17 protein-coding genes and 1 pseudogene are annotated in these 15,733 nt (G+C 63.0%); 1 reads left to right on the top strand and 17 read right to left on the bottom strand.

Annotation, left to right across the window (positions count from 1 at the left end; translation table 11 throughout):
* Positions 1-318: 318 nt before the first annotated feature.
* The 4 genes from GV027_RS17935 to GV027_RS17920 form a co-directional block, all read right to left on the bottom strand.
* Positions 319-966 (bottom strand): RES family NAD+ phosphorylase, encoded by a 648-nt coding sequence (locus GV027_RS17935; RefSeq protein WP_159513025.1) that lies wholly within the window; start codon positions 964-966, stop codon positions 319-321.
* On the bottom strand, positions 963-1,721 hold the full coding sequence (locus tag GV027_RS17930) for a hypothetical protein (RefSeq protein WP_159513024.1): 759 nt from the start codon (positions 1,719-1,721) through the stop codon (positions 963-965). Before GV027_RS17930 ends, GV027_RS17935 begins: the two co-directional genes overlap by 4 nt.
* A 454-nt stretch (positions 1,722-2,175) precedes the next feature.
* On the bottom strand, positions 2,176-4,551 hold the full coding sequence (locus GV027_RS17925; protein WP_151989837.1) for a hybrid sensor histidine kinase/response regulator: 2,376 nt from the start codon (positions 4,549-4,551) through the stop codon (positions 2,176-2,178).
* Positions 4,552-4,631: 80 nt separating this feature from the next.
* Positions 4,632-5,075: a MerR family transcriptional regulator gene (locus GV027_RS17920; protein ID WP_234422486.1), complete on the bottom strand. Its 444-nt coding sequence runs from the start codon at positions 5,073-5,075 to the stop codon at positions 4,632-4,634.
* A gap of 69 nt (positions 5,076-5,144) precedes the next feature.
* Between GV027_RS17920 and GV027_RS17915 the strand changes: the two genes are divergently transcribed.
* Positions 5,145-5,807 carry a cation transporter gene (locus tag GV027_RS17915; RefSeq protein WP_151989839.1) on the top strand — a complete coding sequence of 221 codons (663 nt, stop codon included), beginning with the start codon at positions 5,145-5,147 and terminating at the stop codon, positions 5,805-5,807.
* 308 nt (positions 5,808-6,115) lie between these two features.
* Here GV027_RS17915 and GV027_RS21555 read toward each other — a convergent pair whose 3' ends face one another.
* The 13 genes and pseudogenes from GV027_RS21555 to GV027_RS17850 form a co-directional block, all read right to left on the bottom strand.
* Positions 6,116-6,394 (bottom strand): hypothetical protein, encoded by a 279-nt coding sequence (locus tag GV027_RS21555; RefSeq protein ID WP_151989840.1) that lies wholly within the window; start codon positions 6,392-6,394, stop codon positions 6,116-6,118.
* Positions 6,395-6,525: 131 nt separating this feature from the next.
* Positions 6,526-6,672 carry a YHS domain-containing protein gene (locus GV027_RS21935; RefSeq protein ID WP_225883583.1) on the bottom strand — a complete coding sequence of 49 codons (147 nt, stop codon included), beginning with the start codon at positions 6,670-6,672 and terminating at the stop codon, positions 6,526-6,528.
* A 347-nt stretch (positions 6,673-7,019) separates the two neighbouring features.
* Positions 7,020-8,018: pseudogene (locus GV027_RS17900) on the bottom strand (HAD-IC family P-type ATPase); the annotation flags it as partial.
* A 208-nt stretch (positions 8,019-8,226) separates the two neighbouring features.
* Positions 8,227-8,433, bottom strand: a complete 207-nt coding sequence (locus GV027_RS17895; protein WP_159513023.1) for a hypothetical protein — start codon at positions 8,431-8,433, stop codon at positions 8,227-8,229.
* A gap of 356 nt (positions 8,434-8,789) precedes the next feature.
* Entirely contained in the window at positions 8,790-9,707 is a 918-nt protein-coding gene (locus GV027_RS17890; protein WP_159513022.1) for an NAD(P)/FAD-dependent oxidoreductase, read from the bottom strand.
* A gap of 79 nt (positions 9,708-9,786) precedes the next feature.
* Positions 9,787-10,257, bottom strand: coding sequence for a CopM family metallochaperone (gene copM, locus GV027_RS21550; RefSeq protein ID WP_236559362.1), 471 nt, complete (start codon positions 10,255-10,257; stop codon positions 9,787-9,789).
* A complete protein-coding gene (locus GV027_RS17880; protein WP_159513021.1) occupies positions 10,254-10,940 on the bottom strand; it encodes a ZIP family metal transporter in 687 nt (228 codons plus the stop codon). Before GV027_RS17880 ends, copM begins: the two co-directional genes overlap by 4 nt.
* Positions 10,928-11,275 (bottom strand): hypothetical protein, encoded by a 348-nt coding sequence (locus GV027_RS17875; RefSeq protein ID WP_159513020.1) that lies wholly within the window; start codon positions 11,273-11,275, stop codon positions 10,928-10,930. The genes GV027_RS17880 and GV027_RS17875 overlap by 13 nt, the downstream gene beginning before the upstream one ends.
* Positions 11,276-11,337: 62 nt before the next feature.
* Entirely contained in the window at positions 11,338-11,694 is a 357-nt protein-coding gene (gene fliE, locus GV027_RS17870; protein WP_151989786.1) for a flagellar hook-basal body complex protein FliE, read from the bottom strand.
* Between the two features lie 59 nt (positions 11,695-11,753).
* Positions 11,754-14,237 (bottom strand): heavy metal translocating P-type ATPase, encoded by a 2,484-nt coding sequence (locus tag GV027_RS17865; RefSeq protein ID WP_151989787.1) that lies wholly within the window; start codon positions 14,235-14,237, stop codon positions 11,754-11,756.
* The gene (locus GV027_RS17860; protein WP_151989788.1) at positions 14,230-14,847 is read right to left on the bottom strand and encodes a cation transporter; all 618 of its coding nucleotides are present in this window, start codon (positions 14,845-14,847) and stop codon (positions 14,230-14,232) included. Before GV027_RS17860 ends, GV027_RS17865 begins: the two co-directional genes overlap by 8 nt.
* Positions 14,844-15,221 carry a hypothetical protein gene (locus tag GV027_RS17855; protein WP_151989789.1) on the bottom strand — a complete coding sequence of 126 codons (378 nt, stop codon included), beginning with the start codon at positions 15,219-15,221 and terminating at the stop codon, positions 14,844-14,846. Before GV027_RS17855 ends, GV027_RS17860 begins: the two co-directional genes overlap by 4 nt.
* Positions 15,218-15,706, bottom strand: a complete 489-nt coding sequence (locus tag GV027_RS17850) for an SRPBCC domain-containing protein (protein ID WP_151989790.1) — start codon at positions 15,704-15,706, stop codon at positions 15,218-15,220. The genes GV027_RS17855 and GV027_RS17850 overlap by 4 nt, the downstream gene beginning before the upstream one ends.
* Positions 15,707-15,733 lie beyond the last annotated feature (27 nt).

Genomic DNA, 15,733 nt, shown 5'->3' with positions numbered 1-15,733 from the left:
CCGGAACCCGTAGAACAGTGCGCCTTGCGCCACCTGCCGACCCATCATGTCCGTTATCCCCTACCGCCTGATAGGAGTGAATCACGCCTCCAGCCCCTTCGCAAGCCGCCATTTTTCAACAGTCTCGAACGGTTGTGACACCACGTGCCGGCGGCTCTCGACCGTTCCAATCCTGAAAGCTGACTGGCAGGAAAGTCCCCAATCTCAGCCGTTCCAAGATGCTGACAGCCCTCGCTCAAGCGGTCGGTCCGCTCACATGAACGGGCGGCAGGTTTCGGTCAGCGGGACGGCGCGTGTGGATGGCCGGATTTGGGTCGATCATACGATCAGCGATACGCCCGATCGATCCGCCAGTGCCTTGAACCGCGCGGCAAGGCTTGGGTCGGCATCAACCCGGACGGCGCTGACTACGCTGAGCGCTCCGGGCGGCACGCGATCGCCGAAGAACATCACCGCCAGCGATGAGGGATAGGCGCGAGACTCCCAGACCATCCCGTGCGTGGCGGCGTCCTTGCGGTGCAGCGCCGCGGACCAGCGCCGCGTATCCGAGAACTCGCTCGCGGGTGTGTCGATCAACTGATTGCGAGCAATGCCGAGTTTCATCAGGTCCGGCGCGAGGAAAGAGCGCAGCGCCAGCGGGCTGGCGACCCGCAGCACCGAGCAGCGCACATCCGCGAGCTTGCTAAGCGGAAACGTCTTGAAGGACTGAGCAGGATCGAGATCATGGAAGATCGTCTCGTAGACCGCGGCCTCAAATCCATCCGCGGCATAGGCGGTCGGCACGCGTTTGCGCACGGGGCCGATCGGCGCGAATCGCGAGGAGCCAAAGCCCGGATTGAACGCATCGCCGGCAAGCTTTTCGGCGTGAATGCGCCAGAGAACGGCGCCTACGGGCAGATCGGTGACGTGGGTCGCAAAGGCGGTCGGCGGTTTGGGGACAATGCCGGTCGGCGCCAGCGCTGTCACCCGCCGATCTCGTCGCTCTCATGCGCCGCGGCGTCGAGGACGGCCGCTTCATCGTCGAGGAGTTCCCTCGGAGCGGGTCCACCCAGCCACGAGTTGGTCGACACGAACCAGAAGGCGGTTTGCCATGGTGACCGGCTCGTCGGCAGGACCTCCAAAATCCTCTTGATGAGGGGAAGCGGCTTGCCGTCGGCGTCGAACTGGAAGGTCGGGAAGCGGTCCTGTCCCTGGTAGGGGACCGCGAAGACGCGGCGCTGCGCTTTCCAGCGCGCGGCGGTCTGGTGGCGGTTCTTGGCTTCATGCCCGGCGCGCGCCGCGACCTCGGCCGAGGTCAGCGTCTCGACCTCGTGCATGAAGCGCTGGCGGATGGCGGTGTTGTCAGCCGCGACTGCGGTATGGAACTCGGCCATCGGATCATGGGTATCGGCCAGGACGTCGAGGAGCTGCTCGATCTTGCGCTCGAGATGCCGCGCGCGGACATCCGGCAACAGCTTGTCGACGATTGCGTAGAGTGCCTGTCGATCCGGGTCGGCTGCGATGCCCGTGGCGGTCAGCTGCTCGATCGCGTGATCGACGGCGGTTCGATACTGTTCGGAGAAGCCCTCAACAGTAGGCGCTATATATAAGGTGTCGCTGGCGGCTTCGGAACGCGGAGCCCCGCGCCGCTTGGCCGGCTTGGCGCGCGCGGTCTCGACCAGGCTGGCGAACACCAGATTGGCGAAGGCGCTCGGATCGACAGCGGTGGCGAGGGTCGCCATGGACAGCTCCTGTGGTTAGTCTCGCTAACATATAACCGAACTAACCAAAATTGCCACCCCACGGAGGCAATGGCGCTTAGTCATGCTAACACATAAGCGATCTAACCACGCACGCCACTGCCGATGTTTATTCCAGTAACTGCCCTTCCTGGAAAAAAGAATGCGGCCGGGCAGGGAGGGTTTCGTCGGTTCTCCTGACATGTTGAAACCTTCGCCCGGGCGACACCCAGCGGCGATTTCCGTCCGAAGCATCGAGCGGTCGAACGGAGCAGGAGGTCGTCGGCGTGGCGCGGCATGAGTGGGCGTGACCGATAGCTCCTCAGTTTCCGAACGCATCTCTACCCGATTAATGATAGGTTTTGAGACATACTTTTGAGACAAGCTCTGGCTTCCAATGCGGCCCGAGAAATCTTTGGTTTGACCGCTGCCGCATGAGAGCGTCGACCGAACTCCGTCATGAGGTGCCACCGACGTTCATCATCTCCGCGACCTTGGCCGCGAGCCCTTGCATCGTGAAGGGCTTGGTCAGCAGCTCCATACCGGGTTCGAGGTGGCCGTTGCCGACCGCAGCGTTCTCCGCATAGCCAGTGATGAAAAGCACCTTCAGGTCGGGGCGGAGAGAGCGTGCGGCGTCCGCGACCTGGCGCCCGTTCATGCCGTTCGGCAAGCCGACATCGGTGATCAGCAGTTCGATCTTCGCGCCCGATTGCAGCACCTTGATGCCCGATGCACCATCTGCCGCGCCGATCACGGTGTAGCCCCGCTCGTCGAGCACCTCGTCGATGAGATGCCGGATCGTGGCTTCGTCGTCGACCACCAGGATCGTCTGACCGCTGGCCGTTGCGGCGGTAGCGATCGCCTCCTCCTCCTCGCCCAGCAGGGCATCGCCGGCATAGCGGGGGAGATAGATGCAGATCGTGGTCCCATGCCCCAGCTCTGAGTAGATTCTTACCTGGCCACCCGACTGACGAGCGAAGCCGTAGATCATCGACAGCCCGAGCCCGGTCCCCTTTCCGATCGGCTTGGTCGTGTAGAAGGGCTCGAAGGCGCGCTCGATTGTCGCTGGCGACATGCCCGTGCCGCTATCCGTGACGCAGATCGACAGATATTGCCCTGCCGACAGGTCGCGCGCACGGGCCGCCCGGTCGTCGAGCCACTTGTTCGCGGTCTCGATCGTGATCCGACCGCCATCGGGCATGGCATCGCGCGCGTTGATGCATAGGTTGAGAATCGCGCTCTCGAGCTGCGTCGCGTCGATCATGGCGGGCCACAACCCCGCCGCTCCCACAACCTCGATATCCGTGGTCGGCCCCACCGTTCTGCGCAGCAGGTCCTCGACCCCGGCGATGAGACGGTTGACGTCGGTTGGCCTTGGATCGAGCGTCTGCCGCCGTGAGAAGGCGAGCAGACGCTGAGTCAGGGAAGCTGCGCGCCGCCCAGCTCCCTGCGCTGCGTGAATGAAGCGCTCGGCATCGTCGAGCTTGCCTCGCTCCAGACGCATCTGGAGCAGTTCCAGATTGCCCATCATGCCCGTCAGGAGGTTGTTGAAGTCATGCGCCAGCCCTCCGGTGAGCTGGCCGACCGCCTCCATCTTCTGCGCCTGGCGTAGCTGATCTTCGAGTTGCCGCTGCCCGGTCATATCGACACCGACGCCGGTTCGCCGGACAGGCTTGCCGCTCTCGTCGAAGTAGGTGTGTCCACGCGACAGCACCCAGTGGATCGACCCGTCGGGGTGAACCAGACGATACTCAAGTTCCAGATCGCCTGATCGTTGCAGCCCGCCATCCATCGTTTTCTGCAGCGACGAGCGGTCCTGCGAATGGACGTTGGCCAGAAACTCTTCGCGCGGCAGGCCCGCTGCGGCCCGCTCCGGATCGAGCGCGTACAGGGCAGAGATCGCCGCGTCGCAGAAGAAGCAGTCGGACGCGACATCGTAGGTCCACACGCCGACGCCACCAACGGCTGAGAGGGCGAGGCGCGCAAAGTCCTGCTCGTCGTGCAGCCTTGCCTCCATCTCCCGCTCAGCGGTGACATCGCGACCCGTTGCATAGGCGATGCCGCCGGCCGGAGCGGCAACCCATGAGATAGTACGGGTCGAGCCATCCTTGTGACGGTAGCGGTTCTCGATCCGTGGCTGATTGCCGGCTGCAGCCGTTTCATAGGCGTCGACCGTCTTGCCGTGATCGTCCGGAACGACGAACTCGTTGACGTGATGCCCGACGAGTTCGTCAGGCGCATAGCCGAGGACCGTGGTCCAGGCTGGATTTACACGCTGGAAGACCCCGTCGAAGTCTATGACCACGAGAAGATCGGGCGATGCTTCCCAAAGGCGGTCGCGCTCGGCCGTGCGTTCGGCGATTTGCTGCTCGAGAGTTTGGTTGAACTGGCGCAATTTCGCTTCGCTCTCGCGCATTGCAGCCTCAGCCTCACGCCGAGCGCTGATGTCGCTTGCTGCCCCGAACCACTCGATGATCTCGCCATCTGCGCTCAGTAGCGGAACGGCACGGGACAGCGTCCAGCCGACGGTCCCATCCGCACGCACAACGCGATGTTCGAGATCGAATATCTTCTTGAGCCGGATCGCTTCATCGATGGCGGCGGTTACCGCCGGCTGATCGCTTTCGGGAATATAGGCCAGCAACCAGGAACGGTTCGGGTTGGATGACGGGGTGCTGGGCAGGAAACCGCCCCCATCCAGTTCCTTCATCTCGCCCCAATCCGGACTCATCCGGTACAGGACGTCTGTACTCGCTTCGGTCAGAAGCCGGAGCCGGGCTTCGCTTTCGAGTAGGCGCTGTTCGACGCTAACAGCGCTAGTGGTTTGATCCATTATATCACTCTTAACACGCTGATCTTCTTTTGGTCTCTAGCACTGCCCATTGCGGCACCAAACGCAATCAGGGCCTTCCATCAGTTCGGGCCGTGGGCTCGGCTCTGTGTGAAAGGCATGTCCACGGTCGGACCCAAGGCTTCGATAATCCTGCAGTCGGCCACGGTGTTTCGGCTGCAGGAGTCGATCAACGCGTCCAGTTCGCCCGCGAGGGCCGTCAGATCAGCAATTTTCCGCGTAATCGCATCCCGATGCCGATGGGCGATCACGTCCACGGCCATGCAGGACTGTTCGCGACGACCGGCGAGCCCCATCAGCTCCCGGACCTGATCGATCGAGAAGCCGAGATCGCGCGCTCGACGGATGAAGGACAATCGCCGCAGATGCTCGCCCTCGTACGTCCGGTAATTACCGGCCGACCGGGCTGGTGCCGGCAGCAAGCCGATCTGTTCGTAATAGCGGATCGTCTCGACCTTGGTGCCTGTCGCCGAAGCCAGCTTACCGATCGTCAGTTTCTCAGACACAGCCCTTGACCCTCTACCGACTAGAGGGTGCATATAGGCTGCTAGATCGATTCTACCGAGGTGGCAAAGATGGCCTGCACGAGCTGCGCGTCCGACAAGGCGGGCACCCTGAACGACCCAAAGTGGCGGCGCGCCTTGTGGATCGCGCTCGCCATCAACGGCGGCATGTTTGGGGTCGAAATCGTCGCTGGGATTACGGGCGGATCGAAAGCGCTTCAAGCCGACGCGCTCGACTTTTTCGGTGACGCCGCCAATTACGCGATCAGCTTGGGCGTCGCCGGGATGGCGATAGCTTGGCGCGCGCGGGCAGCGATGCTGAAGGGAGCGACGCTTGCCCTGCTCGGTCTTTATGTCTTGCTCGCGGCGGGCTGGGGCGCCTTCCACGGCACTGTACCCCATGCCGAGGTCATGGGCATCATTGGGGTCGCGGCGCTTATTGCAAACCTGCTGGTCGCAGTCATGCTGTACCGCTTTCGCAGCGGTGACGCGAACATGCGCTCGGTTTGGATCTGCTCGCGCAACGACGCGATCGGCAATATCGCCGTGGTGCTGGCTGCAGGCGGCGTCTTTGGTCTGAACAGCGCCTGGCCTGATCTTGTGGTGGCGACATTGATGGCGGTGCTCGGTCTGTCGGGCGGCTTCCAGATCATGCGACAGGCGCGTGCCGAACTGCGATCTGGTCTCACGCCTGCCCCCTCCGCTTACAGGCAGCCGTTGGAACGGGTTGGGTAAGCTTCTCCGGTAAAAAGCCGAATAAAGGGCTACCGACTTTGCCGTGTATTTTCGCCTTACACTCGTTCAGTCTGTTGAACTTGGGCCCGTCTCAGGCGGAACCAGGGCGTGAGATGCGTCGGTTCCACCATCGCTTGCCCGCTCGCGAATAGCTCTAGAACAGTTAGTAGGGACCTGTCGCTACCGAGGCGATCCTCGCAAAAACGTTCGATAGATGAACGCTCAGGTGCGGCGCGCGGCTGTCGCTCCTGCCGAAGAAATGCCGTCGCAATCTACCTCGGCGGGGAGGGCCTCGCCGAGGTAGCATTTCAGTTCGAGCCAGAATCGCTCTTGTCACGATGGCCGTCTGGATCGACATCGCCCGGAGTATGGCCAGGGTGATCGTGGTGCTCGCCTGGCACGTCCCGCTGGCCACTAGTATCCCGGTCGCCGTGTTCGTCGAGATCGCCGGGCACGTGGCCCGGGTGATCGTGGTGCTCTCCTGGCACCTCTTGCTGCCCGCTCGTGTCGCGGTGACCGTGGGGGTCGAGATCACCAGGCGTATGTCCGGGATGGTCGTGATGCGAGCCAAGCTTCTCTTCGGGCATTTGCGCTCTCCTTTATTATGGATTGTTCTAACGCGCTCGGAGGGGGTTAGTGTCCCGCTCGCGCCGTCGGCGACATATGATCGGGAGCCATGTTTAATGAAGGGCTGCCTTGATCGTGCGGCATCTCTCCCTCATCGATACCGGTCTGGCTCTGCTTCAAACCTTTGTTGGCATGCCGATGAGCAGAAAAAGAGCCGCTGATCCTCGCTATCGACGTAGTGTCTCGTCATGTGAGGGTCGATGGTTGCGCCGCAGACCGGATCTACCACGTCGTTCATACCAACCGTCGCGCCACCTCCATGATGGTGGTGGCCGTGATAGCCGTAATGTCCCCCCGAGCCGGCAGCGGAGCTGCTCATCTTCTGATCGTCCCCATCGTCCATTGTTGCTTCCCATTTAAAGTATGCATTCGACCGCTGAACCCAATTCACGCTTCTATCGTTCCCATGTATCGGCCGCCGTTCTTCTCAGGGAAGCCGGGGGTGATTGCGGGAAAAGGGTTCTATTCAGCGCGGCTAAGATCTTTGTCGACACCAATGATTTAGCGGTCGCAGCGGTGAAGATAGAGGGCGCACGTCACGCCGGCGGCTCTGCCGCCGACGAGCGATGCATTGTGCGATCGGCGTCATGCTGCTTGTACAGCGGGATCGCGATAGGCGAGCAGGCGCAGCGCATTAAACACGACCAGCAGCGTCGAGCCTTCATGCATCGCGACGGCCGGGCCGATCCCAAGGCCGAGGATCGTCGCGGGCACGAGTAACGCGACGACGCCGAGGCTGACGAACACGTTCTGCTGGATGATGCCGCGGGTATGGCGGCTCAAGCCGACGGCGAACGGAAGATGGGCGAGATCGTCGGCCATCAGTGCAACGTCGGCGGTTTCCAGCGTGACATCTGATCCGGCAGCGCCCATCGCGATGCCGACTGTCGCACTCGCCATCGCCGGCGGATCGTTTACGCCGTCGCCGACCATCGCCACCTTGTTTTCGCCAGCGAGTGTCTTGATCGCCGCGACCTTGTCCTCCAGCATCAGATCGCCCCAGGCCTCGTCGAGCTCAACCTCCTGGCGACGACATCGGCAACCTTTTGATGATCGCCCGAAATCATAATTATCCGAGTGATACCCATGTCGCGCAGACTCTTAAGCGCAACCTTGGCTGCCTCGCGAGGCATATCAATCAGGCCGATCGCGCCGATGTCCCGGTCACCCTTGCGCACCCATTGTGGTACGTCCGCTCTCGCGAAGGGCGGCGATCGCTTCGGTCGTAGCGGTGTGTAGTGCGGGGACACCCTCAACGGCGAACATCTCGGCCTTGCCGATCCAAACCGTTTCACGGTCGACAGTTGCGGTGACGCCGCGCCCTGTCAGGATCTTAAGATCCGTAGCGCTCGTAAGGTCGCGCCCACGTAGGCGCTCGCCTCCATCCTTGACGATCGTCTGCGTCAGCGGATGATCGCTCAAGGCTTCAACCGCTACGGCGAGTGCCAACAGATCCTCCGCACTCGCGCCGTCGACGGCCATCGTGTCGGTGATGCACGATCGCCCTTCCGTCAGCGTCCCCGTCTTGTCGAACGCAAACGCCTTCAGCGAGCCGAGGTTTTCCCTCGGCGCGCCGCCTTTCAGCCTGTAGCACACCCGGCACTCGGCACTCGGCACAGCGCTTCGCCGACAGTGCGGGCGCGCCGTTCATGGCTTATACCCTCAACCTGCCAAGTCGTATGGTCATATCGCCAGCTAATCGCAGCGCCCACAGTGAGGTGGTCCCATATTTCGGGCAGCAAGCTACCCTTCTTGGCCGAGCCAGCGCGCCCGCGACACCCCCTCCGCAAATTTAGTGAAACCAATCAATTTCACCTGCTACTTTCCGGAGAATACCAATGACCAAGTTCAAGCTCATCAGCGCCACTTTCGCCCTCACGCTCTCGACCGGCGCTTTCGCGGCGTGGCGAACTGCTGCGCCGACATGGCGGGCTGCAAGGACGGCGCTGACTGCTGCGATCATGGGGACAAGGCCAAGGGCGGCGATCACGTCGGCCACGCCATGCCGAACATGAAGTAACAAGGTTGCCGGGGGGCGGGGGGCCGCTCCCCGGCATTTAATTCTCGCCAGTCGAGCTAGGGTCCGGCCGCTGCATTCGCGGTCCCCGTTTTACCCCCTCGCGCCACGGGCGCATAGTCGAGGGCAGAGAAAGGCGCAGCGTTGCCGCTCGCCCACGGATCGCATCCTGCGTCCGCCCCATGTCGCGCGCGATCTGGCCAACACTCTGGCGTGCGTCGATCCGCTTGCGCAGTTCGACGTCGGTCTCGTCCGACCAACGCTGGCCATAGTTATGGGTCAAATCCCGGGATTCCATTGCGGGTAAGGCTGATAATCTTCCTTCAGCTGATCTTCGTTCAGCGGGTATGGCCATCGCGCTTGCGAAGGTCATTATGCAAAGTTGTCGCGGCGATAGCTGCATGGCCCATGGCGACGCTTATCTGATCCAGCGATATGACGATGTCGCCGGCAGCGTAAACGCCCGAAACGCTGGTGCGCTGTTTGGTGTCGACCACAATACAGCGCTCGTCGCTGAGCTTGGCCCCGAGCTGCCGCGCAAGGGCGTTATTGCTATCCGAACCGAGCGCTGGGTAGATCGTGTCAAACTGCAATTGTGTCTCATCGGCCAGACGCAGCGTTACGTGTTCTTCAGCAAAATCGATTTGGTCGAGCGCACTTGGCGCTACCGCAATACCTGCCGCCTCCAGCGCCCCGCGGTCGCAAGCGTCGAGTTCGAGCGTCTTGTGCGCCACTAGCGTTATTCGATCGGAAAACGTGCGGAGAAACAGCGCCTCAGCGACGCCATGAGTGTCCGCGCCGATGACGCCGATAGCTTGGCCAGTCGCTTCATAACCGTCGCAGATCGGGCAGTAGCGTAGCAGGCCGCGCTCCAGTGCGTCGCGATGGGTCGCAGCGTCGATCGAGGGGCGACGGTTCTCGACTCCCGTTGCGATCAGGATCGATCGCGCGGACAGGGTTATTCCAACTCCGCAAGCGTCGAAGTCATCAGCGTTTTGCGCCACCGTGTCGATGCGGCCGTTCACAATCGTAGCACCGTAGCGCTCGGCCTGTTCGCGCATCCGGTGTAAAAGGTCTTCACCTGCAATCCCGTCCGGAAAACCGGCGTGGTTGTGCGAACGCGGTATCCATTTCACCCGGCTGTTTCCCTCATCGACCACGATAATGCGCCGATGATAGCGTGCGAGGTAGATCGCGGCGGTCAATCCTGCTGGCCCCCCGCCGATGATGAGCGCATCGCATCGATATTCCGTCACGCCACCCGCCCCATCTGAGCCCGAGCGGGCATGGGGCACAGGGGTAGTGCAGCATCATCGGAATGACTGCGAGACATCATCAGGAGCCCTTTCTGGCAGCTCGACGCTCGGCAAGCCAAGCCCGCATCGTCGTGATCTCGGCCTGTTGCGTTCGGATCACCTCCTCCGCCATTTCCCGAATTTTCGGATCGGTGCCGTTGGCGATCTCGGCACGCGCCATCTCCACTGCACCTTCGTGATGCGGGATCATGCCGCGCAGGAAGTCGGTGTCCGGATCGCCGGTCGATGGCATGACCATGCTTGTCTTATCGTGCGCAGGGTTCGCCCCGTGGATCGCGTCCTTGGCATGCTGCACGTTCGATCCATGGATCGCATCGGTCGGACCGGATTCATTCGACGTGAATTGGTACGAAGGCTTCTCGGCCGAACACGCGGACAGGGCCGCAGCCACGCCCAAAATAAGCCATTGTGCCTTGATTATCGACATTTCATTCCCCTTGCTGGATCGATCGCGGCGCACGTCGGCGCCGTTTGAGGTCAGGCTCGTCACATCGCGATTTCCTCAATGAGGAGGAGCGAGAGGAAGCCGACGAAGAACATTGCGCTGATGAGCGGCGTGTCTGGCTTCTCGTGTGCTTCGGCCAACAGCTCTTCGGTGACGAGAAACAGGAGCGCCATGAGGCCGAAGCACAGGAAGCCCGCCACTACCGGAGGTGACAGGCCAGCGACAGGGATCGCCAGCAATGCGCCGATCGGCAGCAGCAGCGCGAGCGCCGTCACGGTGAGGATGATCTTGAGTTTTGAGGTAATGGATTCGGCGAGTTCCGTCGTCAGCGTTACACCTAGGAACAGCACCTCCAGCGTGAGCGCGACGGTGAGCAGGGCGCCCGCCTTGGCACCGGCGACGAACGCAAGGCCCAGCACCAGCCCGTCGACGACGATGTCGATCCCGACCGCCGATATCAGCGTGACCGGTCCCGCGGCGCGGGCTTCGTACGCCTTGAGCCCCAGCATGACCGCGACCCCCGCTGAGCCGCCGATAAAGGTTGCCAGCGGCGAGCCAGCATGCAGCACTTGGGGCAGGATTTCGGTTGCCGCAGCGGCGAACACGACACCGGCGGCGAGGTGCTGCATCGCGGATACAAAGGCGTCGCCGGGCCGACGCCATATCGCAAAGATGCCGCCTAGGATCACGGCAAGCACCGGAATGATCGTATAGGTCAGCGCCAGCATGATTTTCCCCTGAACGACAGATGCTCGTTGATGCCTTGCTTGCCGATCCGCTCGAGATGGAGCCGATCTTGGCCGATCATGACCGTAAGCCGTCCATCGGCAGTCCGGACCTGCGCGCGTGGCACAGTCAGTTGCTCACGATCTTCCCGCGTCGCACCGATGAGGTCGACGACGAAGGTATTGGCACTCAGACCGGTCACGATCGACGTTCTATCTTCACAGGTGAAGACATGCATCTGCATCTCGGAACCGGCCGACAACGTGTTGTGCGTATCGGCGTCGTCATCCTGCCGAACGGGCGAGCAGGCGCCCGCCAGCACGACGATCAAAGCCATGACCGCCCGCCAACCCCACACGCTCTTCGGCTTGGCCGTATGCGCAGGCGCAGGGAACTGAGTCATCCAAGGGGCATGCTCATAATGTCCTTGTAGGCTGACAGGAGCTTGTTCCTGACCTGAAGCGTCGCCTCGAAGGACACCGAAGCGCGGTTCTGCATCAGCGCCACGGTGGCGATATCGGTGGTCTCGCCACGCTCGTAGCGGTCGGTAGCGACGTCCTCGGCCTCCTGTGCCGCGTTCACCTTGCCGACGATGCCCTTCAGGGTGTCCCCAAACGTCGCCGGCGCGTCGGTCCGCGGCACGGTCGAAACCGCCCCAGGTGTCGTGGCTGGTGGCGTCAGGCGGTTGAGCGTCTGACTGCGCGCAAGGATCTGCGCACGGACGGCAAGGACACCGGACACGGTGGGATCGGACATCACGAACACTCCTTTCTAACCTGCGGAGACCGCATGCGATGGATGCGGTCTCCTGGGCATCAGGCGGTCTGCGTCGTGGCGAACCGATCGCGATAGGCGAGCAGACGCAACGCGTTTACGACCACGAGCAACGTCGACCCTTCGTGCATGGCGACGGCCGCTCCGATCCCGAGACCGAAGATCGTCGCAGGGACCAGGATCGCCACCACGCCCAAGCTGACAAAGACGTTCTGCCGGATGATCGATCGGGTCTGTCGCGACAGGCCGACCGCGAACGGCAGATGGGCCAGATCGTCCGCCATCAGCGCTACATCGGCGGTCTCCAGCGCTACGTCTGACCCCGCCGCGCCCATCGCGATCCCAACGGTCGCATTGGCCATCGCGGGTGCGTCGTTTACGCCGTCGCCGACCATCGCGACCTTGCCGTCACCGCGCAGCTTCTTGATCGCCTCGACCTTGTCTTCCGGCATCAGGTCGCCCCACGCTTCGTCGATGCCGACCTCGCGCGCAATCGCATCCGCGACCGCTTGATTATCGCCCGAGATCATAATCATACGGGTGATGCCGAGGGTGCGCAGCGTCGCCAGTGTCGCCTTGGCGGCAGTCCGCGGCGTGTCCATCAGCCCGATGACCCCCAGATCCACCTCGCCGCGTCGCACGACCATCGTCGTCCGCCCGCCCGCACGGAGCCGTTCGACTGCGGCCATCGTTTCATCGGTCAATGCGGCGATGCCGTCCTTGCCGAACATCTCGGCCTTGCCGATCGTTACCGGATCGCCCTCCAGCGTCGCGCGGACGCCGCGGCCGGTCAGGCTTTCCAGATCGCTCGCCTGTGGCAACGCGGCGTCGTTCAGGCGTGTCCTGCCGTCCTTGACGATCGCCGCGGCGAGAGGGTGATCGCTCAGGGCCTCCACGGCGACGGCCGTCGTGAGCAGCCGGTCCTCGGCGATGCCCGTCATCGCGACGACATCGGTGATTTTGGGCTGGCCTTCTGTTAGCGTGCCGGTCTTGTCGAAGGCGATGGCGGTCAACGAACCGAGGTTCTCCAGCGGCCCACCGCCCTTCACCAGCACACCCCCGCGCGCGGCGCGGGCGACACCCGACAGGACTGCGCTTGGTGTCGCGATCGCCAGCGCGCACGGGCTAGCGGCGACGAGGACCGCCATCGAGCGGTAGAAGCTGTCGCGGAAGGGTTCGTCGACGACGACCCAGGCGAACAGCAGCAGGACGGCGAGGCCCAGCACGACGGGCACGAACACCCGTTCGAACCGATCGGTCATACGCTGCGTCGGCGACTTCTGCGTCTCGGCCTCGCTGACCATCTTCACGACTTTGGCGAGCGCGCTGTCAGTCGATAGGCGCGTGACCTCGATCTCGATCGCGCCGCTGCCGTTGATTGTGCCGGCGAACACGCGACTGGCGGCGTCGACGCGGTCGGGATTGGCCCGCGCCTGGTCCGTATCGGTGACTGCGGTCTTGTCGACCGGGATACTTTCGCCCGTCACTGGCGCCTGGTTGATGCTGCTCGAACCCAGCGTCAGGAATCCGTCGGCAGGCAACCGTGCATTTGGTTTGACCACGACAATGTCGCCGACCACCAGCGTGTCGACGGATATCTCGCTGATCTTGCCTTCGCGGCGGACGAGGGCGGTTTTCGGTGCCAGCTCGGCCAGAGCCTCCATCGCCCGCTTGGCGCGACCCATCGCATAATGTTCGAGCGCGTGGCCGAAGCTGAACAGGAACAGCAGCAGCGCGCCTTCCGCCCAGGCGCCCAGCGCGGCTGCGCCCGCCGCGGCGACCAGCATCAGTGTGTCGATCTCGAACCGGCGCATCCGCAGATTATCGATCGCTTCGCGGACGGTAAAGAAACCGCCCAGCACATAGGCGGTCAGGTAGCAGGCGAGCGGCAGCCACGATGGCGCCCCGGCGACCAGCTTCTCGATCGCGAAGCCGATGCCGAGAACGGCACCGCAGCCCAATGCGAAGAACAGCTCGGTATTCGGCCCCAGGATGCCGCCATGATTGTGGTTATGCCCCTCCTTGCCGTGATCGTGCTCGCCGGGGCCATGGTCATGGCCGGCGTGATCGTCGCTAGCGGCCTGCGGGACGGCTGCTTCGCGCTCGACGACGGTGCCGCGGATCGTAGATTCGTCGGTCTGTTCCCGGTCGAACTCGACCCGCACCCGGCCACTTGCAGCAACCTCGGCCTCCAGAACGCCGGACACAGCCTTCAATCGATCGCTAAGGGTGCGGGCGCGCCGCTGATGCATCGTGCCGATGTCGAATACGGCATGGCCGTAGCGCTCACCTATCTGCGCGCCCGCGCCGGTCGCGACCTCGCGAATACGGGATAGCGGGAGCTGGTCCGGATCGTAATGGATGCACAGTTGCGCCGGCGCCTCGCCACTGGCGGGGACGACGTGCGCTTCGCTGACGCCCTCGCGGTCCGCCAGCCGTTGAACAAGCCGCGCGACGCAGGCGTCAGCCGCATCCGGGACGTCGGGCAGGACGACGGCGAGGTCGAGCCTGGTCTTCTCAGCCATTCTGATTGTCCTTGTTTTTGCGCGCGTCCTGTTTCGCGTCACGCAGGATCTTGATGCCGCCCCACAACTGGATTGCGGCTGTCGCCAGCCCGACCACGAGGTCCGGCCAGTTCACGCCCAACCACATGACAAGGACGCCAGCGACGACGATCCCGCCGTTCGAGATGAAGTCGTTGAGGCTGAAGGTCGTCGCCGCGCGCAGGTTGACGTCCTTGTTCTCCAGCTTTTGCAGGAGGCGCAGACACAGATAATTGATGATGCCAGCGACAATCGACATGCCGATCATAGTCGGGCCGATCGGATCGCTGCCCTGGGTAAAACGCCGCGCGACATCGATGAGGACCGCGACCGCGAACAGGAGCAGCATGATGCCGGACACCCTGGCCGCAGCTTGCTTCCAGCGTGCGCCGCGGCTCAACGCAACAAGGCTGAGCCCATATACCGCGGCATCGGAGCCGTTATCGAGGCCATTGGCGATCAGCGCACTGGAATCACCGAACAGTCCTGTGGCGACGAACGCCAGTGCAAGCCCGGCATTGAGGATCAGGACGATCCAGAGCGTACGTCGCTGGCGATCCGTCCCGCTGGTTTTAGATACAAGATTGCTCATAGGCTTGTCGCTTTCTCACAAAGCACGGGGCGTTTGCCGGGTGCCTCGATCTTGATCTGGTTGCCCGAGAATGTCGCGCTTTCCGCATCGCCGACATACTGGAGACCTTGCAACGGCGCGGTTAGAACGACCGCAGGTGCATTCGCATCGCGCCGTAACTCGACTGTGAGCCCTTGATCCTTGAAGTCGACCAGAAGCGTCTGGTTATCGTCGCATCGATAGGGGTGACGGCCGGGTGTCCTGCTGGTCACCGCAGTGTCCGCAGCGTGGATCTCCTGCTCGGTCGGTGGACCCTTCCGGGGCTCCTCGGAACAGCCTGCCAACACCAGCACGATGCCCATGCCAAAACCCAAGCCAAGATGATGCATCGTCATCGCTGCCTCCGTGCCCCAGTGCGCGCAGGTCCAGTCCGGCTATTGGAAACCGGCACCGCCGACAGGCGCCGAAGCTGGCGATCGAGGCACCTGTCCGACTGCACGAGGCTTGCTTGAAGCCTGCGGCGCATCAGTGCCCAGAGCGGACGACCCAAGATGCCTGAGAAGCGCAGGCTATGGCGCAGGCGGGTTCCAGCGGGATCGCTTTCCAGCGCGTAAGATTCCTCGAACAGCAAGAACCTGGCGACGCCCGCCGTCCATGCGAACGCCAGCGGCTTATCGACGCGGATGATATCCGCCTTGGCCGTCACCGGCTTGTCGAGTCCGCCGATGCGGAACGTGTAGTTGGCATCACCGCCGCAGACCGCGGCACCGGAAAGCTGGATGAACGGCTTCCACTGCGGGTGGCCGGCGAAGTCCGTGAGGACCGTCCAGACACGCAGCGGGGATACGGAGAGTGTCGTTACATTGTCGATCGTCGTCATGAGCGAGCCCCCTTTCTTGAGGCGTGG

It is taken from the genome of Sphingomonas sp. T1 (genome assembly GCF_902506585.1).
GTDB lineage: Bacteria > Pseudomonadota > Alphaproteobacteria > Sphingomonadales > Sphingomonadaceae > Sphingomonas > Sphingomonas aerolata.
The sequence above is the reverse complement of the archived record's forward strand: the minus strand, read 5'-3'. Positions and strand labels throughout refer to the sequence as shown.